At 36.9% G+C, this 22,447-nt stretch carries 19 protein-coding genes and 1 riboswitch; of the genes, 5 read left to right on the top strand and 14 right to left on the bottom strand.

Going from position 1 to position 22,447, the window contains the following annotated elements; all coding sequences use genetic code 11:
• Positions 1–221 precede the first annotated feature (221 nt).
• On the bottom strand, positions 222–827 hold the full coding sequence (locus ABDZ84_RS00095) for a hypothetical protein (protein ID WP_205389464.1): 606 nt from the start codon (positions 825–827) through the stop codon (positions 222–224).
• A 496-nt stretch (positions 828–1,323) separates the two neighbouring features.
• Positions 1,324–3,618 carry an RNA polymerase recycling motor HelD gene (gene helD, locus ABDZ84_RS00090; protein WP_343779195.1) on the bottom strand — a complete coding sequence of 765 codons (2,295 nt, stop codon included), beginning with the start codon at positions 3,616–3,618 and terminating at the stop codon, positions 1,324–1,326.
• Positions 3,619–3,920: 302 nt separating this feature from the next.
• Between helD and ABDZ84_RS00085 the strand changes: the two genes are divergently transcribed.
• The gene (locus tag ABDZ84_RS00085) at positions 3,921–4,583 is read left to right on the top strand and encodes an RNA polymerase sigma factor (protein ID WP_343779192.1); all 663 of its coding nucleotides are present in this window, start codon (positions 3,921–3,923) and stop codon (positions 4,581–4,583) included.
• A 74-nt stretch (positions 4,584–4,657) separates the two neighbouring features.
• Entirely contained in the window at positions 4,658–5,239 is a 582-nt protein-coding gene (locus ABDZ84_RS00080; protein ID WP_026683057.1) for an ATP-dependent Clp protease proteolytic subunit, read from the top strand.
• A 370-nt stretch (positions 5,240–5,609) separates the two neighbouring features.
• Here ABDZ84_RS00080 and ABDZ84_RS00075 read toward each other — a convergent pair whose 3' ends face one another.
• From ABDZ84_RS00075 to ABDZ84_RS00060, 4 genes are all read right to left on the bottom strand, one after another.
• A complete protein-coding gene (locus ABDZ84_RS00075) occupies positions 5,610–7,673 on the bottom strand; it encodes a heavy metal translocating P-type ATPase (RefSeq protein ID WP_425542055.1) in 2,064 nt (687 codons plus the stop codon).
• A gap of 139 nt (positions 7,674–7,812) precedes the next feature.
• On the bottom strand, positions 7,813–9,324 hold the full coding sequence (locus ABDZ84_RS00070; protein WP_026683055.1) for an FAD-dependent monooxygenase: 1,512 nt from the start codon (positions 9,322–9,324) through the stop codon (positions 7,813–7,815).
• Between the two features lie 621 nt (positions 9,325–9,945).
• Entirely contained in the window at positions 9,946–10,197 is a 252-nt protein-coding gene (locus tag ABDZ84_RS00065; protein ID WP_026683054.1) for a hypothetical protein, read from the bottom strand.
• 81 nt (positions 10,198–10,278) lie between these two features.
• A complete protein-coding gene (locus tag ABDZ84_RS00060; RefSeq protein WP_026683053.1) occupies positions 10,279–10,896 on the bottom strand; it encodes an NUDIX hydrolase in 618 nt (205 codons plus the stop codon).
• 190 nt (positions 10,897–11,086) lie between these two features.
• Here ABDZ84_RS00060 and ABDZ84_RS00055 point away from each other — a divergent pair, with 190 nt between their 5' ends.
• Positions 11,087–11,410, top strand: coding sequence for a four-helix bundle copper-binding protein (locus ABDZ84_RS00055; RefSeq protein ID WP_343779185.1), 324 nt, complete (start codon positions 11,087–11,089; stop codon positions 11,408–11,410).
• Between the two features lie 311 nt (positions 11,411–11,721).
• On the opposite strand, the gene ABDZ84_RS00050 is transcribed toward ABDZ84_RS00055, so the two are convergent.
• Both ABDZ84_RS00050 and ABDZ84_RS00045 read right to left on the bottom strand, forming a co-directional pair.
• Positions 11,722–12,396, bottom strand: coding sequence for a response regulator transcription factor (locus ABDZ84_RS00050; RefSeq protein ID WP_026680075.1), 675 nt, complete (start codon positions 12,394–12,396; stop codon positions 11,722–11,724).
• Positions 12,371–13,777, bottom strand: coding sequence for a HAMP domain-containing sensor histidine kinase (locus ABDZ84_RS00045; RefSeq protein ID WP_343779182.1), 1,407 nt, complete (start codon positions 13,775–13,777; stop codon positions 12,371–12,373). Before ABDZ84_RS00045 ends, ABDZ84_RS00050 begins: the two co-directional genes overlap by 26 nt.
• 274 nt (positions 13,778–14,051) lie before the next feature.
• On the opposite strand from ABDZ84_RS00045, the gene ABDZ84_RS00040 reads away from it, so the two are divergent.
• Positions 14,052–14,636: a YdhK family protein gene (locus ABDZ84_RS00040; RefSeq protein WP_205389460.1), complete on the top strand. Its 585-nt coding sequence runs from the start codon at positions 14,052–14,054 to the stop codon at positions 14,634–14,636.
• Between the two features lie 86 nt (positions 14,637–14,722).
• Here ABDZ84_RS00040 and ABDZ84_RS00035 read toward each other — a convergent pair whose 3' ends face one another.
• From ABDZ84_RS00035 to ABDZ84_RS00010, 6 genes are all read right to left on the bottom strand, one after another.
• Positions 14,723–14,932, bottom strand: a complete 210-nt coding sequence (locus tag ABDZ84_RS00035; RefSeq protein WP_026680072.1) for a hypothetical protein — start codon at positions 14,930–14,932, stop codon at positions 14,723–14,725.
• Positions 14,933–15,053: 121 nt separating this feature from the next.
• Positions 15,054–16,286: an MFS transporter gene (locus ABDZ84_RS00030; protein WP_343779175.1), complete on the bottom strand. Its 1,233-nt coding sequence runs from the start codon at positions 16,284–16,286 to the stop codon at positions 15,054–15,056.
• Positions 16,287–16,906: 620 nt separating this feature from the next.
• On the bottom strand, positions 16,907–18,262 hold the full coding sequence (locus ABDZ84_RS00025) for a TrkH family potassium uptake protein (protein WP_034678525.1): 1,356 nt from the start codon (positions 18,260–18,262) through the stop codon (positions 16,907–16,909).
• A 3-nt stretch (positions 18,263–18,265) separates the two neighbouring features.
• Positions 18,266–18,928, bottom strand: a complete 663-nt coding sequence (locus ABDZ84_RS00020; protein WP_343779171.1) for a potassium channel family protein — start codon at positions 18,926–18,928, stop codon at positions 18,266–18,268.
• Between the two features lie 230 nt (positions 18,929–19,158).
• Positions 19,159–19,303: riboswitch (cyclic di-AMP (ydaO/yuaA leader) on the bottom strand.
• Between the two features lie 161 nt (positions 19,304–19,464).
• Entirely contained in the window at positions 19,465–21,582 is a 2,118-nt protein-coding gene (locus ABDZ84_RS00015; protein ID WP_343779168.1) for a heavy metal translocating P-type ATPase, read from the bottom strand.
• Positions 21,551–21,937 carry an ArsR/SmtB family transcription factor gene (locus ABDZ84_RS00010; RefSeq protein ID WP_121604379.1) on the bottom strand — a complete coding sequence of 129 codons (387 nt, stop codon included), beginning with the start codon at positions 21,935–21,937 and terminating at the stop codon, positions 21,551–21,553. Before ABDZ84_RS00010 ends, ABDZ84_RS00015 begins: the two co-directional genes overlap by 32 nt.
• Positions 21,938–22,093: 156 nt before the next feature.
• On the opposite strand from ABDZ84_RS00010, the gene ABDZ84_RS00005 reads away from it, so the two are divergent.
• Positions 22,094–22,339 carry a hypothetical protein gene (locus tag ABDZ84_RS00005; protein ID WP_026680066.1) on the top strand — a complete coding sequence of 82 codons (246 nt, stop codon included), beginning with the start codon at positions 22,094–22,096 and terminating at the stop codon, positions 22,337–22,339.
• Positions 22,340–22,447 lie beyond the last annotated feature (108 nt).

Here is a 22,447-nt window from a genome sequence, read left to right as displayed (position 1 = left end):
AGTAATTAGTCGGAGCATTGCCAATATACATCAAACATTTCAAAATAACTACTTGGCTTAACGCAGTCATTGCACTGATTTTATACTTTCTTAACTTATAAAAAAGGATGAAGGTTTATACCCTTTCATCCGCAGTCCGTTGAGATACTTTTCCCGTTCTTTTTATTCAAGGAGCGAAAAGCAATATAGAATCTTCACCTTCCGCGAAGCAACACGTCAGCTTAACGTCTTTGCATATGTACTGAACGATTCTCCTTTTTCCAAATTGCAAATATACGTGTACAGGCTTTTAAGTAATACATCATTTTACCTGTATATAAAATAATATTCGTAGAATGATAGATCGCAAGCGTTTTACAAATTGCCTTTCCCCCTACTGTAAAAGCAGCGATAATACTTGTTAATACAACAGATATAATAATAAACCATATGGAACCTTCGGAAGTTTGAACCAGTTTAGCCAGTTGGAATACGACAGCCGTAGAAGCTGCCCCACTAACGATTCCTGAAATATCACCGACAACATCATTAAAAAGACTTGAAAATAAAGGGGCTTTCTTTGCAATAAATGCTGCTTCCTTTGCTCCCTTGACTTTCTTAGCAGCCATAGCATGAAAATGATTCTCTTGTGAAGTTGCTGCAGCTAAGCCAATCGTATCGCCAATAATTCCTATCATAATAAAGACAAACACAATGAGTAGACTAAGAAATAATCCTGAACCTTCTTGAAATAATGTTGAAATCAACGCAAACAAAAAAGCCATTCCAAATGTTAAAAAGCTAATATTACTACTCCATTGCAGTGATTCACGCATAAGCCTGAACATCTCAAATTTGCTCCTTTTTCTAATAAATTGCGGCAAAGGGGGCGCTCTTCCGGCTACCACCCCGGAAGAGCAATTTGAAATACCTGAACTACCAATCATTAATTTGTCTCTAAGACAAATTAATTAACCTAAGAAACAAATATTTTATACAACTAATAATGTTGCATATATGAAACTTATACTATTTTCAGAAAAAAAGCAAGCGTTTTAGCTCCTTTATTAAGAAAAAATCTTTCCACCTCTTTAAATAGAAACTTCAATTAGTGAATTTTGTTTACCCCCCACTAATTGGTAGTACCACAAGGATATGACCTAAAAGCCCTAGAACCAACCGGACATTTACTGGCAGTTGATGGCATACTTACCAATATTGATTTCACTATATTGCTTGATGTGGGGGGCTTACTGCCAGTTATATGTGGGGAAAATTTCGTATTCCTCGGATTGCAGTTCGGAGTATCTTCATTTTTTATCTTTTAGACTAAGGCAACAACTCTTATCCATTGGCCACTACATACGTATCCGTTTTAGCTTCATGGATAAACAAACACGGCTCAGCCGCTGTTACCATAACTAGCTCATGCATCGCACGTGTACAGGCTGTGTAAAATACTGTTCGGTCTGATTCCGTATAGTGATTCGTTGATGCATCTGGGATAATAACCGCATCAAATTCAATCCCCTTCGCTAGATAAACAGGTATAATAAGTATTCCTTTCTTAAAGGAATATGTCTCCTCATCCACTCGAGTAACAGAAATAGATGGGCTGAGTAAGTTATAGATAGCCACACATTCATTTTTTGTTTTACAAATAAAAGCAATCGTTTCGTACCCAATTTTTAAAAGTTCATTTACTGAGGTAAGTAGGACCTCTTTTTCTGTCTTGTTAAGATACAGCAGCTTAGGTTTATTTCCTTGCCTTTCAAATGGTTCAATTACTTCTTTTCCTGGAGCAAAACACGTTGTAAATTCAACAATCTGCTTGGTAGAACGATAACTTTTTGTTAATGTTATCCGTTCAGTATTATCCTCGCCCATTGCTTGTAGCGGATTATCCCTTGATGTATGGACATTAATTGCTTGATTGATATCCCCTAATAAAGTCATCCTCGTATAAGGGAACATATGCTTTATATAAGCAAATTGAAACTCGGAAAGGTCCTGTGCTTCATCCACGAATAAATGGCGAACAGCACGGTCTGTCTCATCACCAAGGAGTTGACTTTTGAAGTAAGCGTATGGAGCAGCATCCTCCCAATTCAAAAAGGTTTTTGATAAATTACTTGCCGTTTGGGAGGAAAATGACGTCCAGTCTTCTGGTAGCTCATCTGACTCCCAGCACGTGTAGAACCTCTTATAAGTAGCTAAAACGTTTACGAAGGCTAACTGCTTTATTTGCCTTTTTAATGAATCGAACATCTTGGCTACTACAACCTTCCTTAATATTAACTCTTCATCAACTGCACTATCCCCATCCTGCTCCTGAGCTTCATAATACGCTTTCACATATGCGGCTTTATCTAGCAGTCCTATTTTCTCTTCAACCCAATCTTTATTCAGTTCTTCTCTTTGAAATTGATAAAGCTCTTTCAATAGCCACTTAACGGTTAACTCTATTCGATTTGGCAAGGATATATTTGGATCCATCGTATAGAAATATTCCTTCACCTTCTCCTTCGGTATTAAAATACGTTTACGAAATGAAATATTTTTAAATTGTACTCCTTCCGCATGAAGGTCAGCTATATATGTGTCAAGTAGATGCTTATATGCTATTGTTGATTTATATTTAATATTGTTTAATCGAAAATGACGGTTAGCATCTTCTTGATAAGTGAGCAAATATTCCATTTGTGCAAAAGGAGATTCAATACTCATTGCCTCCCCAACCTTATCTTGTAAATAATCAAAAAAAGTTAATTGCTTCACATTAGTTTCTCCTAGTTCAGGAAGCACATTATTTATATAGCTCGTAAATAGTGGATTAGGTGAAAATAAAACCACATTCTCAGGGGTTAATTCACTACGATAACGATACATTAAGTATGCAATACGCTGTAGCGCTGCTGATGTTTTACCACTTCCAGCTACTCCCTGTACAAGTAAAAGCTTGCTCTTTTCATTGCGAATAATTTTATTTTGTTCTTTCTGTATAGTAGCAACTATACTTTTCATTGTAGAGCTAGCATTATTTCCCAACGCCTCCTGAAGCAGCTGATCTCCAATAGTCAATCCGGTATCGAACATTCCCTTTATTTCACCATTTCGTATAATAAATTGCCTTTTTAATGATATATTCCCCATCACCATACCATCCAACGTTTGATAGGCAGCTTTACCTAAGGTGTAATCATAATATAGGCTTGATATGGGTGCGCGCCAATCATAGATTAAGAAATCTTTCTCCTCTCTGTCCATAAGAGAGGAAATACCAATATATAGCTGTTCTGCTGTCTTTTCATCATCTTCTTTAAAGTCAATTCTTCCAAAATATGGGCTATTTTTTAATTGTTTTAGCGTTTGAAGTTCTTTAGCCATGCTTCCATGAATTTTTTCCTTTTGAGCTAATAGCTCAGCTTGTTGTTTGATGCTAGCTTCTGTTTCAATTACATCATCTGGTTCATCCAAGTTAACTGTCACATCGTCCCAAAATGTTTTACGAAGGTCGATAACACTATCTTTCAATTCCGAAGTCTTTGAAAGTAGTTTTTCTTCCTTTTTATAAATTTCTTCCATCACCTTTTCTACTCTTTGTTGCTCAACCACCCAATCACCATGTTTCGAACTCATTTAACCAACCCCATTCAACTATTTTACTCATTTGTGTTGACTTCACAAAAAATAATTGATATAATATAATTGGATAAAAATATTGTATAAATTATTTTTTTGCATAGCCTGTTAAGCATATCATGTTCTATTCATAGATGCAACAGGTGTTTTTGAATTACGTATTTCCCCATATTATCCTATTCATTGTAATACTACATAGATAGTATTCTTTTTTTTATTTTTTTAAACTATCCGTATCCTTTTATGCCGTTTTTTCGTTAATACATGTGAAAGGGGAGATTGAAAAAGGAGTGTTTTCCATGGATAACGATTTTCAACAAGCTTGGAATAAGTGTGTAGCTTCTATTTGGAAGGCTTGTTTGCACTTCACACAGAACACCCATGATGCAGAAGATCTCATGCAAACAACTTGGGTAAAATCCTATGTGAATTGGAAGAAACATCAACCTACATCACTAAAAAAAGCTTATTTTTCTACAATTGCCAGAAACACATGGATTGATGAGCTACGTAAAAAAAAGCTACCAATAATCCCATACGAGTATTACGAAAAACAAATTGCCGATTCGACAAGTGATATACTTTCGCAAAATCTTGTGCATCTATTAAATCAGTTAGTATCCAAATTGACTATAAACCAACAAATCTTTTTCTTACTCGCAGATGTTTGTAAATGCAGCCTCAAAGAAATTGCTCAATTGACAAATGTAAGCATTGGAGCCGTTAAGGCAAATCTTTTTCGAGCACGACAAAAAGTAAAGGATGAGGTTCGAAAAAGTTTAGATTTTGATTCACCAATAGATGAAGATCAGGTGCTACGTATCCAATTATACACCTATGCATTACAAAACGATGATGTTCAACTACTAGCAAACTTACTGACAGATAATGCTTCTGTTCGCGCCTTATATGCTCAACGACAACATACACCAAATACCATGGAAAGTAAAATGGCTGCTTAACATATTTCTGAATAAGGAACAGCCTTTACCTCATTCAATTACTCCTCTTAAACGATAAAGGCAGGTGTTAACGTATGAACGTACCAATTCCTTATGTTGTAGAACAATCAGATCACGGAGAACGGAGCTATGATATTTATTCACGGTTATTAAAAGATCGTATTGTATTTATCGGTTCTGAAATTGATGATACACTCGCTAACGCAGTAACTGCACAATTACTATTTTTAGCATCTCAAGATCCAAAAAAAGATATTTCAATGTACATTAACAGCCCAGGCGGTTCTGTATCAGCCGGTTTTTCGATTTTAGATACGATGAACCATATTAAACCTGATGTTCAAACTATTTGTACAGGTATGGCAGCATCTTTTGGCGCCGTGCTACTTATAGGAGGAACAAAAGGGAAAAGAATTGCACTCCCTCACTCAGAGGTTATGATACACCAACCGCACGGTGGGATGAAGGGCCAAGCCAGTGATATGAATATCTATGCTAATCGCATTATTAAGCAACGGCGAGAAATCAATCAATTAATTGCCGATCGTTCCGGCCAGCCATATGAAAAAATAGCACAAGATACAGAACGTGATTTCTTCATGAGCGCTAAGGAAGCAAAAGAATACGGTATTGTCGATACTATATTAGGAGCTTAATTTGGAAAACACTTTTCGATGGGGAACACATTCCTATGAAACGGTATTACGGATCATTATATATTAACATTACTCAAAAGGGTGCGAGTGAACGAAGCTCCAAACGATATGAATCGGAAGATACGAAGTTATTTCCAGAAAGTCGTTCGAACCTTTATCGTTCATTTTTTTGAAATGGTGATGATTCTCATCCTATGGAAAACACGTTAATAACGTAGAGGCATAAGGGGTGACTCCTGCGAAAATACAACACGAGTCATCCCTCTGCTATTTCCTTTTACGATGAAAGAATAACATGATTACTAGGCTTTATATATACTAGTTTTTTTATCCCTCAGCTTGGGAGGAACCTTAAGCCGCTTTATTACATTTATGCTTTTAATAATTTCGCATTAATTGCTACGATTATAGTACTTAAACTCATTAGCACTGCACCAACCGCTGGACTAAGAACAATTCCAATCGGCGCGAGCACGCCAGCAGCTAGCGGAATAGAAAATATATTATAACCTGTTGCCCACCATAGATTTTGCACCATTTTTCGGTACGTTTTCCGTGATAAATCCATTAGTTCTACCACATCATTTGGATTACTTTTTACAAGAACAACATCAGCAGTCTCCATAGCTACGTCTGTTCCTGCACCAATTGCAATTCCTAAATCCGCAGTTGCTAATGCAGGTGCATCGTTGACACCATCTCCAGTCATAGCAACTTTCCAACCCTTTTCCTTAATTTTTTTCACTTGATTCGCTTTATCATCTGGCAATACTTCAGCATAAACCTCTTCTATTCCTAATTGTTTAGCAACCCAATCTGCCACCTTCTGATTATCTCCAGTTAGCATAATAGAATGAATACCCTGTTTCTTCAACGATCTAACCGCCTCTTTTGCTGTATCCCTTACCATATCAGCAAGCGCAATCATACCGATTAATTCCTCTTCAACCAGCACAAATACTACGGTCTTACCTTCTTCCGACATTTTACTAAACAGCTTCCGATCAAATGTTAGATAATTATCAAGTACATATTTGGGACTGACAACGTTAATCGTTTTGCCATCTACTTTTCCCTGAATCCCTTTGCCAGTAATCGATTCAAAATCATTTACCTTGTTTAATGAGATAGCTTTATCTTTGGCTGCTCCAATAATTCCGGCTGCAATTGGATGCTCTGAATTCTGCTCAACACTCGCAGCATAAGCAAGTACCTCATCTTTTTGATACCCTTTATCTGCAATAATATCTGTAACGCCAAATTCTCCCTTGGTTAACGTACCAGTCTTATCAAAGACAACCGCATTTAAATTCCTTGCACCTTCAAAGTTAGCTCGATTACGAATGAGTAGCCCCTTTTTTGCAGAGATGGATGTTGAAACTGCAACGACTAAAGGTGCAGCTAGCCCTAAAGCATGTGGACAAGTAATAACCATAACCGTAACCATTCGCTCAATGGCTATATCATAAGAGTACCCAAGCAGCAGCCAAATAACTAATGTAGCTAACCCTGCAAATAAGGCAAGATAAAATAACCATTTGGCAGCTCGATTAGTGAGATCCTGCGTTTTCGATTTTGATTCCTGCGCTTCTTTCACCATCGTAACAACTTGAGATAAAAATGACGCTTCTCCCGTCTTCTCCACTTGAATAGTTAGCGACCCTTCTTTATTTACAGAACCACCTATTACTTCGTCACCTTTTACTTTTTCAACGGGTACTGACTCACCAGTAAGCATGGATTCATCTACTGCAGATTTTCCATCAAGGATGGTACCGTCTACGGGTATCTTTTCTCCAGGCTTAACAAGTACACGATCACGACTTGCCAATTCAGACAATGGTACATCTTCTATTTCATCATTTTCATCTAGTTTATGTGCTTCATTAGGCATTAACTTGACTAATTGCTCAAGAGCATTGGACGCGCCCATCACCGAACGCATTTCTACCCAATGACCAAGTAGCATGATATCAATTAATGTTGCTAACTCCCAAAAGAAGTCTTTACCTTCCCAACCAAAGACCGTTAGAGAGCTATACCCGTAAGCAACTAAAATGGCTAAGCCAATAAGCATCATCATTCCAGGATTACGATCTTTTAATTCACGGATGCCACCTGTGATAAACGGCCAACCGCCATAGAAGAAAATAACTGTTGCTAGCGCAAATAGAATATATTGATCAGATGGAAATCGCCAATTCACACCAATAAATCCCTGAATCATTGGAGATAACACTAGAATTGGAATAGTGATAATCAATGATATAAAAAATCGTTTCTTAAAATCATTTACCATGTCACCGTGGTCATGATGACCGTGATGGCTGTGCTCTTCATGATGATGCTTGTGCATGTGCTTATCTTGATTGCTTTCTCGATCTACATGTGTATGATGATGCTCATGATTATGGTGTTGATGTTTTTGTTTCATAAAATACCCTCCTCACTCTTATCATTTGCTTAGTTATTATTTCCAATACAAATATACTATACCCCCCTATAGTAATTGTAAAACCATAAAAATAATCCCGCTAAAAAAGCGGGATAACCATGTTTCAAATTATCTTTTGTTACTGCTTGGCATGGAACGGAGTAATACCCCAGTTATCAAGGTATTCCTGTAATCGTTGTATATCCTGATAGGAATGAACGAGACCAATATGACCATCCGGACGAAGCAAATACATCGCTTCTTTCTGTAATCCTTTTTGCTCCGCAATTGAATCAAAACTAAAAGTATGAAGAGGTAATCCACGCTTCTTACAAAAATTCAATAATTGAGCAGAAGCTGACCCGTATACGTGAACCTGCCAATCCATGGTTTGTAATGTTTGATAGTTATCTCCAGTAAATGGAAGCCGTTGTCCTGACTCTACCCCCATATACTTGCCACTACTTAGTGGACTTTGAGTGTATTCAATTTGCGTTTGTGAAATAATTTTAAATAGCTGCTCTTTAATACGCATGGAATGATCTACAAGGGGTATAAGCCTTGGGACAATTTGTTTTCGTAATAATCGATTGATAAAACTGCCAGAAACCACACTTGTAAAAGCACGATCCGTGGTATTTACCAAGCGTTCGGCAAAAGCCCTCCGCTCTACTTCATACGAATGAAGTAACTCTTCCTTCGCCTTTCCGTGTACGACAGAAGCAAGCTTCCAGCCGAGATTAACCGCATCGCCAATTCCAGTATTCATTCCCTGACCACCAGCAGGAGAGTGAATATGTGCAGCATCACCGACAAGAAATGCTCTACCCTTAGTAAAATGACTAGCGACCCTATGATGAACGTTATATGTAGAAAACCAATTAACCTGTTTTATGTCCAACTGATAAGCCTCTTCCATGAAGGATACTAGCTTATCAACATCGTCACGACTATTAACAAGCTGTTTTGGAAATATACCAATCGCCCTCGTTGTATTCTTACTACGAACAGGTAAAAGTACAACAAATTCCTCTCCTCTAAAACAAAGCGATATTCGTTGCGAGTCTATCGGTCTACCTGTAGCTTTAATATCCATGACGTAAAATAGCTGTTCGTAAGTTCCCCCAGGAAAATCTGCGTTGATTTGATGCCGAACTGCACTTCCAGCACCGTCACAACCACAGATATAAGCAAATTCTTCTTCCAAAGCATGACCAGCCTGAAGCATTTTTGCTTTTACACATTTTTGATCTTCTTGAAAAGAAAGAAGCTCTGTGTTCCAGTCGACAGTTATACCAAATTCGTTTAGTTTTTCAAGAAGTAGTTTTTCATGCTCATCCTGCGGAAAACTGTATGGAGATGTAAATGGGCTTAACCCTGTTCCTAAACTACCAACATGCATACGAGCTCTTTTTTTCCCATCCACATGTAGCTGCATTTCCTTTATTTTAATACTTTCATTAATGATTGCACCGGAAATGCCAAGCTGATTGTAAAACTCTAACGTTCTAGGCATCACGGCCATTGCCCTAGAAGAAGTACCTGGTCCATCTGCTTTGTCAATAATTTTAATTGGAACCCCAAACTTAGTCATACTTAAAGCCAATACAAGTCCTGTTGGACCTGCACCGACAATCAAAATAGGATTCATCTTCGTCTTCCTCCCTTAAAATAGCACCTTATAATCTAGTCATACCTTCACATCCATGTCACCTTGTACCGCTAATAATCAATATAGCTAACGATACATTGAAACTTCAATCAGTGGGGGTTTTGCTGTCCTCAACTGCTTGTTCGTACCACAAGGGTATGACCTAAAGCCTTTGAACCAATCGGACATTTACTGGTAGTCGATCCCCCACTTATCCATATTGGTTTCACTTTATTGCTTGAAGTGGGGCTTACTGCCAATTATATGTGGGATAACCGTCTACATGCTTTAAATCAGGAAGCTCCCATATCGACTCATAACCCTTCCTAAACTTAATGCAGAAGAATTATCTAGAACGTATTCCAATCCAATAAAGTCTAAATCTCTTGGTGCAATAGGCATAAGCCTCTGTACGAATTAAACCTGTTATACCATTCTTAACAGCTAAAAATTGCATTGGAACAAAAATTGCTGATACTAATAAATTTTTGCCAATCTTTTTCCAAGACCTTGTAGCACAGCAGGAGGTCGTTCAACAAACGATTCAAGCGTTTTCCCTTCCAGCTTCTCTACGACTACGAATTCTCTATTAAACGATTTCTCCTTATGAACAACCCTTGGTCAGGAAGTTAGATTATTTAATGTATTATTTATACGTTCTAAGGAAAATACGTTTCTTGGATCAATCCCAAATATTCTTTTACATTTCCACCCAAAATCATTACTCTGCTCATCTACCATTCTCGTAATACGTACAACCACTGCCTGACGCTTCGTTTGCACAAACGAAACATCACTTGCCTGATCTTCGTAGCTAGGCGTTAATTTAGTAATATATTGAATTGGCTCATGAAATAAGTATTGTAAGTACATCAATTTTCCTTTCTATACAATCCTATTTCGATAGCTGTACTAATTTTTCCTGCTTTGATGCAGAGACATGATTTTAACTACCTACTCTACTATCGCTTGTTTTGTAGGATTACGACTAAATTCAAATAGGGTTTTAACTTGATCTACGGTATTTCGACCGACAGAAAGAACTGGCAGCTGATCCTCTGCGAAAAAGTCTATCCCTTTCGTTTCAATACCAGTACTCTCCTCTCCACCAACAATTTCACAACGAATAAATAGTTTATAATAGTGATAGGGTTGTGGCGGATGAGAGTGCTTATTCATATCTAACAACGCAAGCAATTTTGTTGGCACGACATGATACCCTGATTCTTCCCATATTTCCTTCACAATGTTCTCATTAGGTGATAACCCCACTTCGCAAAAGCCTCCAGGCAGTGACCATTTATCATCCATTTTTTCTCTAACCATTAATATTTTTTCTTCTTTAAATACTGCACCCCTCACATCAAGTTTAGGTGTTTGATATCCTTTTTCATATGCAAATAAGTTCGATAATTGCTGCATCTCTATTTCCGAATAACTCTCTATTATTTCTTTACTTATTTGCTGTAGCTCTTCATAGCGCTCTCGATCATATATATCCTTCGTGAAAGTTAAACCAGCTTGGGATAGAGATTGTAATCTTCTTGCCCAATCTAACCATTGGTAACTCATCGGAACCTCTCTCCTCTATTCATCAATTTCCTTTTCTACAGTTTATCAAAATAACAAATCCTTGAAAGGAATTTGTTTATTATATAAGAAGTTGGGCAACGTAAGTGTTAGTGATGAAATAACATGATGAACTTAGCTAGAGAATTTACTGCGATCCATTCTCTAATTTCATCTTTAGGAGGTAAAAATAATGGGGCATGAACAGCATCAGGAGCTTATTCGCGCATTACATGAATGCATGACAGCATGCAATCATTGCTATGACGCCTGCTTGCAGGAGGAAGATATCAAAATGATGACCAACTGTATACGTTTAGATCGAGAATGCGCAGATATTTGCAGCTATCTGGAGCAAGCAATCTGCAGAGGGACACCATTTTCTGCTGCGTTAACCTCTGTCTGTGCAGAAATTTGCGAAGCCTGTGGAAACGAATGCAAAAAGCATGCACACGATCATTGTCAGAAATGTGCAGATGCATGCTTTGCATGTGCGGATGCTTGTAAATCAGCTTAAAGAAGAATGCTAATTTAAAGACAAGAGGCTGGGACAAAACACAACTTCTTTACTCAAAATACGAATTAATCAATAGGAGTATTATCGCTGCACCGTGAAAATATACGCGCTTTCCGCGGCACGGCCTCAGCTAACTTGGTAAAGAAAAACACGTTACCAAGTGGATCTTCGGACACGTGCTTATATCAGGTGCTAAATGAATGATTCTAATCAAAAAACGGACGATAATTAATTCTTTTGTCTCAGTCTCCTACTTCGCTCATTTATCACTTCAAAGTTATATGCTTAGTCCAACTCCTATTTACATCTACTTAATCTTGAACCACCCATTTATAACCTACCCCCCAAACAGTCTGCAAATAGTCATCTATGGAAAACCCAGCCTGTCTTATTTTTTCACGCATATTGCGCACATGAGAATCAACGGTCCTTCCTTCCGTATCGGAATGATAACCCCAAATTAATTCAATAAATTGCTCCCGTGTAAATACCTTATTAGGGTGTTTCATTAAGTGACCAATCATAAAAAATTCTTTGGGCGTCAGCTTAATCACCTGATTACCATAGCTTAATTCAAACCGTTCCTCTTCCCAGCGTAGACCATCAACCTCTATTACATTTTTTGGTACTGTACGACGTAATAACGCTTCTATTCTAGCTAATAACTCCTGTGCATTAAAGGGCTTTGTTACATAATCATCAGCTCCTAAACGAAGCCCTCTAACAATATCCTCTTGCTGATCTCGTGCAGTTATCATGATAATCGGTATATCAGAAAATTTTCTGATAGATTGGCAAAGCTCCCAACCATCTACCTCAGGCATCATGATGTCCAACAGAATAATATCAAAATTTTCTTTTTCTAAATGCTCTAGTGCCTTTGTAGCATCTTGCGCCTTTGTACAGATATATTTGTGTGGCTTCAAGTACAACGCTAATAAATCCAACATCCTTTGTTCATCATCTATTAAAAGTACATTCTTCAATAACCTCACCCTTTGGTACTTTAATGATTACCTTTGTTCCAACGTCTTGTTCACTGTATATTTGGATGATACCATCATGAGCCTCAACAATTTCTTTGGCAATGGCAAGACCTAATCCACTACCACCATTTTTTCGAGAACGGGATTTTTCAACACGATATAAGCGATCAAACACATAAGGCAAATCCGTTTTCGGTATGCCTTCACCTTGATCACGAACGATAATCTCAATATACCTATCACTGTCCTTTACTTCTAGTTTAATTTCCCCACCTTTTACCGAATACTTGTTGGCATTATCTAAAATATTTAATAGAACTTGCTGAAAGCAATTTGGATCTATGTAGCATGAAATATGATTGGGACAACGTACAAACAGCGCGACATCTTTTTTCTCTAGCACAGGTGTTATGAAGTCGACAATAGATGTTACAAGCTGCTTTAAAAAGACTTTCTCACGCCTTATAGGAAAAGAATGTTGATCCATTTTCGCTAATTCAAATAAATGTTTGATTAAAATAGATAGGTTTTCCGTCTCTTCACGAATAATACTAATATATTCTTTTAAATCTGCATCTGTTAACGCCTGACTATAAACTATATCCGCATACCCTTTCATATACGTTAGTGGTGTCCGTAATTCATGAGAGATGCTTGCTAGGAATTCATTTCTTTCATTCTTCAACCGGTCTAAATCATTGGATAAGCTTGTGATCGCCTGTGCTAATTCACCCAGTTCATCCCTTCTTTCTGTATGTAATCCAATAAAATGATTCCCTTCACTTAGCTGTTCTGTAGCACGCTTTATTTTCATCAATGGCAGTGTAATAAATCGAGAAAGAATAAAAATGGTAATAATCGTTAAAACCACCGTAATGATACCAATAAATAAAAATTGATTACTTAAATGATCTAAGACCCGCTTGACTTGATTGGTATGAGCGAACATAAAAACATGCCCGCGATGCTCTTTATTTATCGTGATGGGACTATCCGTAGCAATAAACTGTCTATCCTTCCATCTGTCTTCAATGACAACACCTTCTGAAGGTATGGAATCATAGTTCGTACGCTCAATAACCTCTGTCATTTCCGACTGAACTGGATCTGAATGAACTAGAATCTTTCCTGCTTCATCAGTAATGATAACGACAAACTCAGATGCAGATTCCATTAACCCAACGTGTTCAAGCGTTGTTGCCTCAAAGTTGTCCTCTAACACTTCACTATGTGTATTACCTCGTGCAAGTAAATTATTGATTATTTCTTCAATACGCTCACTGGCTAAATTCATGTAGAGAATAAAATAGAGCAAGCCTTCTATTATTAAAATAACGAAAAAGAAAAGCATACCTATTTTTAGAGAAAGCTTATTAACCATATTAACCGCCTTTCAAAATCGGTAATAGCTGTATCTGTAATACAGTCTCTGTATACTTATTATAATCTATAAATTTTTTCATTATATTACCTCCCCCATATATTAAACACTTCTATTCAGTGTATTAAAAAATTATTGATTTTCTGTGCAGACGAGCTATGCAGCTAATATTTTACATTTTTTGTATATAATATGTCATATAAACTGCAAAAAATCTGCAAATTTACTGGGTAAATTAATAGAGACATATCACTAACAAGAAGGGGGTAGTCTCATGAACAAGCGGAAATGGGGATTGGCAATTGGTATATTTATTGTAGCAATGACACTATCAGCATGTGGAAGTACACAGGAAAATAACGATAGTCCTACTGAAAACGCGGATCCAGAAACGGAATCCGGATTAAGTGATCACGATCAAATGGAACATTCTAGCTCTGAATACGTACCAAAAGGCTTACAAACAGCAAAAAACCCAACATATGAGGTTGGCAGCAAAGCAATAATTGAAACAGATCATATGGAAGGAATGAAAGGTGCTGAAGCAACCATTTCTGGTGCATATGATACTACTGTATATACCATCACCTATACCCCGACTAATGGCGGAAAAAAAGTAGAGAACCATAAATGGGTGATACATGAGGAGCTAATGAACCCTGGAGCTAAGCGGCTGGAATCTGGATCAGAAGTAAAAGTAGAAGCTTCTCATATGAAAGGAATGGATGGAGCTACTGCCACCATCGATTCAGCTAAAGATACAACTGTATACATGGTTGATTATATATCTAACACAAGTGGTGAAGAAGTTAAAAACCATAAATGGGTAACTGAGGATGAGCTTTCTCCCGCCAACTAAAGAATCACGTACCTATTAAATAAAATTACCATATGTAAAATAAGATTCAGCAGATAAACAGCTGAATCTTATTTGTTATATTGTTATTAGTTAAACCAAGCCTTATCTAATTGTTGATAATAATCATCCAGTTCCTTCTTTAACCGATAATAGATGATTCTTTCCGAGATATTCAAGACTTCTTCATTACCGTTTGCTTTATCGACTTTAAGCTGATATGGCGTAATTTCTCTTAATAACCGGATAAATCGATAATAATCTGTTGTATCAAAAACGAACTTCATTTGTTTCTCCATTACCATACTCCTTATTTATCAACCAATTCTTTCTTCTATAGTAAAAGGAACATATGGAACTGTTGTGTAATTCATATGGAATTTATGTGGAGATTCTAAAATTTCATTTCATTTCTTTAAACTAACTAATTGCATCCTTATCTAGCTTATAAAATTGTCTTTTTGAGGATTTTAAAACAACAGAGCAAATTATTAACCCAAGTACTAATAAAACGATAGATCCAGTTATCATCACTGGTCGAATTGCAATTAACTCTGCTATCAAACCAAAAGCTCCTGTCAAAAAAATAATAAAAAAAGCTTCTACTATACCAAATATACTACTAAATCTACCCATTAAATCAACTGGTACATTATTTTGATAAAAGGTCATGAAACCTGTGTTAGCAAAAGATAGTGCAAACATGATGACGAAAAAACCTATAGCAGCCATACCATAATTAGTTGAAAAAGCAAAGATAAGATAACCGATGGCAGTGACCAAAACTCCTAAACCTATTAAATAATAATTTTTCACCCAGTTTGCTATTACACTATTCACGATTGAACCAATAATAAATCCGACACCAGCTATACTTACAAGTAAACCATATTCACTCTCACTAAAAGACAACGCATCTGTCGCCAAAGCAGCTTCTAATGAGTCAATAGCAGTCATCAAAACAGTAACCCCACTAAACAGCAAATAAACAGTAACAATGTACATCGATGTCTTACTAAAAGTCACAACTGTTTTCCAATCTGATTTAATCATTTGCCATGATACACTAGCTACCTCTGAGTTATTTTTCGCATCAACATTAGGTAATATTAATAAGATTACTGCTGATAGTAGAAGAAAAACACCATTTAAATGAATAGCTAAAAAAGGTGAACCCAGCAGAAATAGCAATCCAGCTATCGACGGTCCAAGTAAAAATCCACAAGACGAGGTAAAATTTTTTAATGCATTAAAGCGTTGTCGATTCTTTTTAGGAATTAACTTCGTAAAGTAAACCATTGATGTATGACCGAAAATAGAATCTGCAATATTAATGACAAAAACGATTCCATACATAATCCAGAGCTTGGATATAAAGGGAAGTATTAAAATCAATATCCCTCTACATATATCTAAATTAATCATTAGCTTCCGTTTGTTCAGACGATCAATATAACTACCTGCCCAAAAACTTGAAAAAATAGAAGCAATCGGTTTTAGCATATATAGAATTGAAACGGCCAATGGTGAACCTGTCCATTCAAGCACAATTAAATTAAGTGCAATTAAATATATCCAGCCACCAAGATTCGATATACCTATACCTAACAATAGTAATAAAGGATTCCTCCATTCACGCAACGCAACCACCATTTTGAATCCCCCCAGTTTTATTTAAAACAAAAAAAGTGGCAGTGCCTCCGCTAGCTTAAAACTTTAAAGAACTTCTAAAATACAGGCACTGTAACTAAACTCTGATGTAAATAAAAAATCTCACCTCCCAAGACAGTCATCTTGGGGGCGAGATTTGGAATCCAAAATCGCGGTGCCACCCCATTTTATTCCTGTGTCGCCACAGAAATCTTATCAAGTACGGCAGCTAAACAACATAGCATGCTTATACCCTATCCCTATAACGGGAGATCCCGTCACACGATCCTTTCCTATAATAAAAAAATAGGAAATTCCCATGCGCAGCTCGGAGCCTTGTTTCAATGGACTCGATACTCCTTCGTTTTCAGCTAAGCGAAAGGTCTCTGTTTAAGCTCTTATCCATCTACTCTTCTCATCATTGCCTTTACATAAAATATTTCTATTATCTTACTGAATTATAGAGGCTTTGTAAATACTTCACGTTAAGAAAATGAATGACTTACAAATTCCTGTCCTTTCATTTTCCTTTCACAAAAAGTGAGTAGCGTTCTCTTCAATTCAAGAAAAACCTTGGTTACTAAATAGAAAAGGATTTTGATTTTCTAACTCTCATAATAAGCTTAGCCGGTAAACACATCTTCTGCTGGGTAACGAATGGATGATTTCTTTCTTTGTCTAGCGAATACAAATGCCAGCGTTAATGGTCCGATTCGACCAATAAACATCATTATGATAATGACACATTTTCCAAATGATGTTAAATCACCTGTCAACCCCATCGACAAACCTACCGTACCAAAAGCGGAAATGACTTCAAATACAATTACTAGGAACGGTGCTTTCTCCGTAATGCTTAATATAAAAACAGCAACAAAGATTACTAATATACTAATAATCATTATCGATAAAGCACGTAAAATAACATGTGGCTTAATGGTTCGATCAAAAGCCGTTGTCTCATTCTTACCTCTTAAGTAGGACAACGTTGCTAAAATCATTACGATAAAGGTGGTTACCTTAATACCACTGCCTGTTGAACCACTACCAGCTCCAATAAACATGAGCATCATTAACACTAAAATAGATGGTACAGTCATTTCAGCAATATCCAGTGAATTAAAACCTGCCGTTCTTGGAGTAACTGCTTGAAAATAAGATCCCCATAGCTTATCCATTAACGGTAGATTACCAATTGTAGCTGGGTTGGAATACTCTAACACAAATAAAGTAAATAATGCTACGATATTGATGATCAATGTTCCAACAATCATTAGCTTCGAATGTAAGGATAATTTCTGAAAACCCTTCTTATCCCATATATCCACTAGCACCGTAAATCCAAGTCCTCCTGTGATAAATAGTCCTGTTATAACAACATTAATAATAGGGTCCCCCACAAATGAAGAAAGACTATCAGACCATAAAGAAAAACCTGCATTATTAAAGGCGGATATGCTATGAAAAAGGCTTTGATGTAAACCTTGCTCCCAGCCGAATTCTGGAACCCAACGAATCGTTAGCAAGAGAAAGGCGATAGCCTCAATAGAGATAGAAAATATAAATAATAGCTTCACTAATCGAAGCAGTCCTCCTAGCGATGTTTCATTTAAGCTTAATGATTCCTGTGTTAGCTTTCGTTGATGAAGTCCGACTTTTTTTCGAAGCATCATTAATATTAAAACAGAAAATGTCATTAATCCTAAGCCACCAATTTGCATGAGCGTCATAATAACCAGCTCTCCAAAAATGGTAAAAGCATTTCCGGTATCCACAACGACTAAACCTGTCACAGTAATAGCTGATGTAGCAGTAAACAAGGCATCTAACCAGGATATCGGAACTTCAGTTGCTATTGGCGTTTTTAAAAGTACCGTGCCAATGATGATAAATACCAAGAATCCCAACGCCAGAATTTGCGGTGGACTTAAATGAATAATACTACCTCGCAGCGGATGTAACGAAATGATTTTCCTCATCTTCTACATACCTCTATTTTCAAATCGTTTAATATCATTCTTATGTCCCATTACAACCAATATATCACCTTGATATATGAAATCGTTTGGTAGTGGTGATATATTTACTTCATCTCTTCGCTTTACTGCTAAAATTGTGCAGCCATATTTTTTCCTGACATCAAGCTGTACAAGTGTATTATTACTAATTTTTTTAGTAGCTACTAATTCCACAATACTATATTCCTTCGACAGTTCAATATAATCAATTATTTTTTCAGAATCAAGTTGGTGAGCAATCCGCATGGCCATCTCTTTTTCAGGCTGTATAATACGGTCTGCTCCAATCTTTTCTAATACTTTAAAATGTTGTATATTTTGCGCTTTAACCCACACCTGCTTAATCCCCATTTCCTTCAATAACAATGTACATAAAATGCTTGGTTGAATATGCTCGCCTATGGCTACAATCGCAAAATCAAAATTTCGAAGACCAAGTGATTTTAACGTTCTTTCATCTGTTGCGTTAGCCACTGCAGCATGAGAAGAAAATTCCTTAAGCGAATCGACAATAGACTCATTTGCATCAATAGCTAATACCTCATGTCCTAATTGATATAATTCTTTGCATACGTTGCTGCCAAATCTCCCTAGACCAATGACTGCAAATTGTTTCCTTTTCAACATTCATCCTTCTTTCTCTATATCCTTTATGTAAAACCCATTCGCTGTCACCTCAAAAGGATGTTCAAAGCTTGATTAAATCAGTTTGTTACTTCATAAGTGCTGAAGAAGCACAAAGCATATACAACATAGATTCTATTTATCATCGCTGTTTGAACATACAATACGTTATCAACGAAAAAAAGACCATTACAAACAGAATGGTCTAAAGGATGACCCTTGGACCTTTCTCCCCAGATTTAACAAAACGCTTACGAGGTTAGCTGTCGGATTAGGGACTGAGAGTATCCCTTCTTAACTAGTAAGATTCACCCCAAGACAGGAATTTATCCTATCAAAAATGGTTCCCCCGCTCAAAGGATTCAGCGAATAAAAGGCATTAGGATATATTAATTTTCCACCTAATATAAATCATAATAGATATGTTATAATCTACGCCGATTATAAGGTGTTGTCAATAGAATTTTTGAATGTCATCGCAATAAAAATTACCGATCATTTAAACTTGAACAACTCAAGAAATCATATAGATGGATTTATTATTTTGCATTCATTAACCGTAATGAATTTAACACAACAATAAGCGTCGCTCCCATATCCGCAAATATCGCAATCCACAGAGTCAACCAGCCTGGAATAACTAAAAGCAATGCAACTAATTTTAAAACGAAAGCGAAGATTATATTTTGTTTAATTATCTTCAACGTTTTTTTGCTTAACGCCATTGTATAGGGAAGCTTATCTAAATCATCCGACATCAACGCAATATCTGCTGTTTCCAATGCTGTATCTGTTCCTGCCCCGCCCATAGCAATACCGATATTAGCTGCTGCTAATGCGGGAGCGTCATTAACACCATCACCTACCATTGCAACACTTCCATATTGCTCACGAACCTGCTTAATCGCTACTAGTTTATCTTGAGGCATAAGTTCTGCTTTTGTCTCTGTTATACCAATTTGTTGAGCAATAGCTTTTCCGGTAGCTTGATTATCACCTGTTAGCATTACCGTACACTTGCCTAATTGAACAAGTCTTTCAATGATGGAAGGACTGTCTTTTCGTATTTGGTCGGCAACAGCGATTAATCCTTCAATCCTCGCTGGTGTTCCAAGTAGCATAACTGTTCTTCCTTCTGATTGGAGTTGTTGGATTTTTTGTTCTGTCTCAACTGGTAGCTTTATCATATCTTTAAATAAAGCTGGACTACCTATTATATATTGCTTACCTTGGACTACTGCTCTTGCCCCTTTTCCAGTAAACGATCGAAAATCAGTTGCATCCCATGTTTCTACCCTTTCTTCCTTCGCCTTACGTATAATCGCTGAAGCAAGCGGATGCTGCGAATATGATTCAATCGCCGCTGCAAATGCAAGCACATCACCATCAGTCATGGCTCCAATTGATACTACTTCTGTTACGACAGGTTTCCCTTCTGTAAGTGTACCAGTCTTATCAAAAGCAATTACTTGGAGTTTACCGGCCTCTTCTAGATGAATACCGCCTTTTATTAAAACACCTTTACGGGCTGCATTACCGATTGCTGTTACAATTGCTACTGGTGTTGATATAACTAATGCACATGGACAACCTACAACAAGGACTGCTAAACCACTGTATATCCATTCTGACCATACCCCTCCAAATAATAATGGAGGTACAATAGCAATTAGCAATGCAATAATAAGAATTACTGGAGTGTAATACCTCGCAAATCGGTCAACAAACTGTTGGGACGGAGCACGCTCTGCTTGTGCCTCCTCCACCAAATGAATAATCTTGGCAATTGTTGTATCTTCTGCAAATTTTGTTACGCGAATTTCCAGCGACCCTTCTTCATTTAATGTACCTGCGAATACTTCCTCTCCAACTGATTTATATACGGGTATCGATTCACCCGTTATAGCAGCTTGATTAATGGATGATTCTCCCGATACTACTTCCCCATCCATAGCAATCTTTTGTCCTGGTTTAATAACCATAATATCACCAATCTGCACATCCTCAACATCTATTTCAATCAAGGAGCCTCCACGTTTAATAGTAGCACGGTTAGGAGCAATATCCATTAGTGATTGAATGGATTTCCTTGCTTTATCCATTGAATATCCTTCTAGCGCTTCACTTAAAGCGAAAAGAAAGACAACAACGGCACCTTCTGCCCACTCCCCAATTATGGCTGCACCAATAATAGCGACTGTCATTAATGTCTTCATATCAAATTGCAGCTTGACAAGATTTTTAAATCCAATTATGAATAAATGATAACCACCGGTTAAAATCGCTACAGCGAACATTCCAACAGTTAAAGGGTTGTTTTCTCCTAGCTGGAAGAACAGTGTATATCCGATAATTGTAAAAAGCAGAGAAAGCATAGAGGCTATATTGTCACGTTTTTTCCAGAACGGCCGTTTGGGTTTCGTTCGTTGTCGCTCTGGGTATAATTTAATCCCATCGAACGCCCCTGCTTTTTCTAATTGCGCAATAGAAGCTGCTCCTTGTACCGTAATTTTGGATGCACCAAAATTAAGCTGCACATCATCTACACTATCAATAGCACGAATATTCTTTTCGAACTTTGCGGCACAATTCGTGCAGGATAAGCCTTCTAAACGATAGACCTGTTTATTCTCCACTTCCAACACCTTCTTTTGCATGCACAGTAGCAATTGTTACTAATTGATGAATATGTTCATCCTCCAACGAATAAAAAACCAACTTTCCTTCTTTCCGATATTTTGCTAATCCCATATTCCGTAATAGCCTTAAATGATGAGAGGCTGTTGCCTTAGTACAGCCTATGATATGAGCAACATCACAAACACATAATTCTTTTTCTAGTGTAAGTGCATACGCAATTTTTAAACGTGTTGCATCAGCAAGTGCTTTAAAAATCTGCTCCACGCCTTCTACTTTATTTATTTTTGGCTGCATTCGATTTACCTTATCCTCATCAAAACAAAACGTTTCACATGTATCATTAGTGGAATTTACACGTTTTTCTGTAACCATTAAGAACACCTCATTCAAATAATCATTTGATTGTTTGGCTATAGTGTATGGAAAAAATACCTGTTTTGTCAATTATACTTTTTAACAATTTTTCATAAAGTATTTGACAACTTTGTGAACAAGGTGAATAATATAAGTATAAGGAGGATGAGCGAGATGGAAATAAATGAAAAAATGCTAAATGCCGTTAAGTACGTAGGGGCAACTGTATTATTCATTGGAATTGCACTATTTGCATATGGATTTTTCGTAAGCGGATACAGTGTGGTTACCGGCATTGGCATTGGCACAATCATGGGGGCAGTGTTTATCTTTCTAATGGGTATATTCTTCGTAGCAACAGAAGAAGTAATAAAGAAACGAACAAAGAAGATCGAGATTAGTAAATCCTACCATAAATAAAGGGGCTGGGACATAACTAGCCTGGAGAAGTAAAAAAGAGATTCCAGTTATCAAAAAATGATAGCTGGAATCTTTTTTGTTATAATTTAGGCTTGTATTTTGCCTGAA

The organism is Virgibacillus salarius (assembly GCF_039521925.1).
GTDB lineage: Bacteria > Bacillota > Bacilli > Bacillales > Amphibacillaceae > Virgibacillus > Virgibacillus salarius.
Note: the sequence above shows the minus strand (reverse complement) of the source record. Positions and strands in the feature narration are given on the sequence as shown.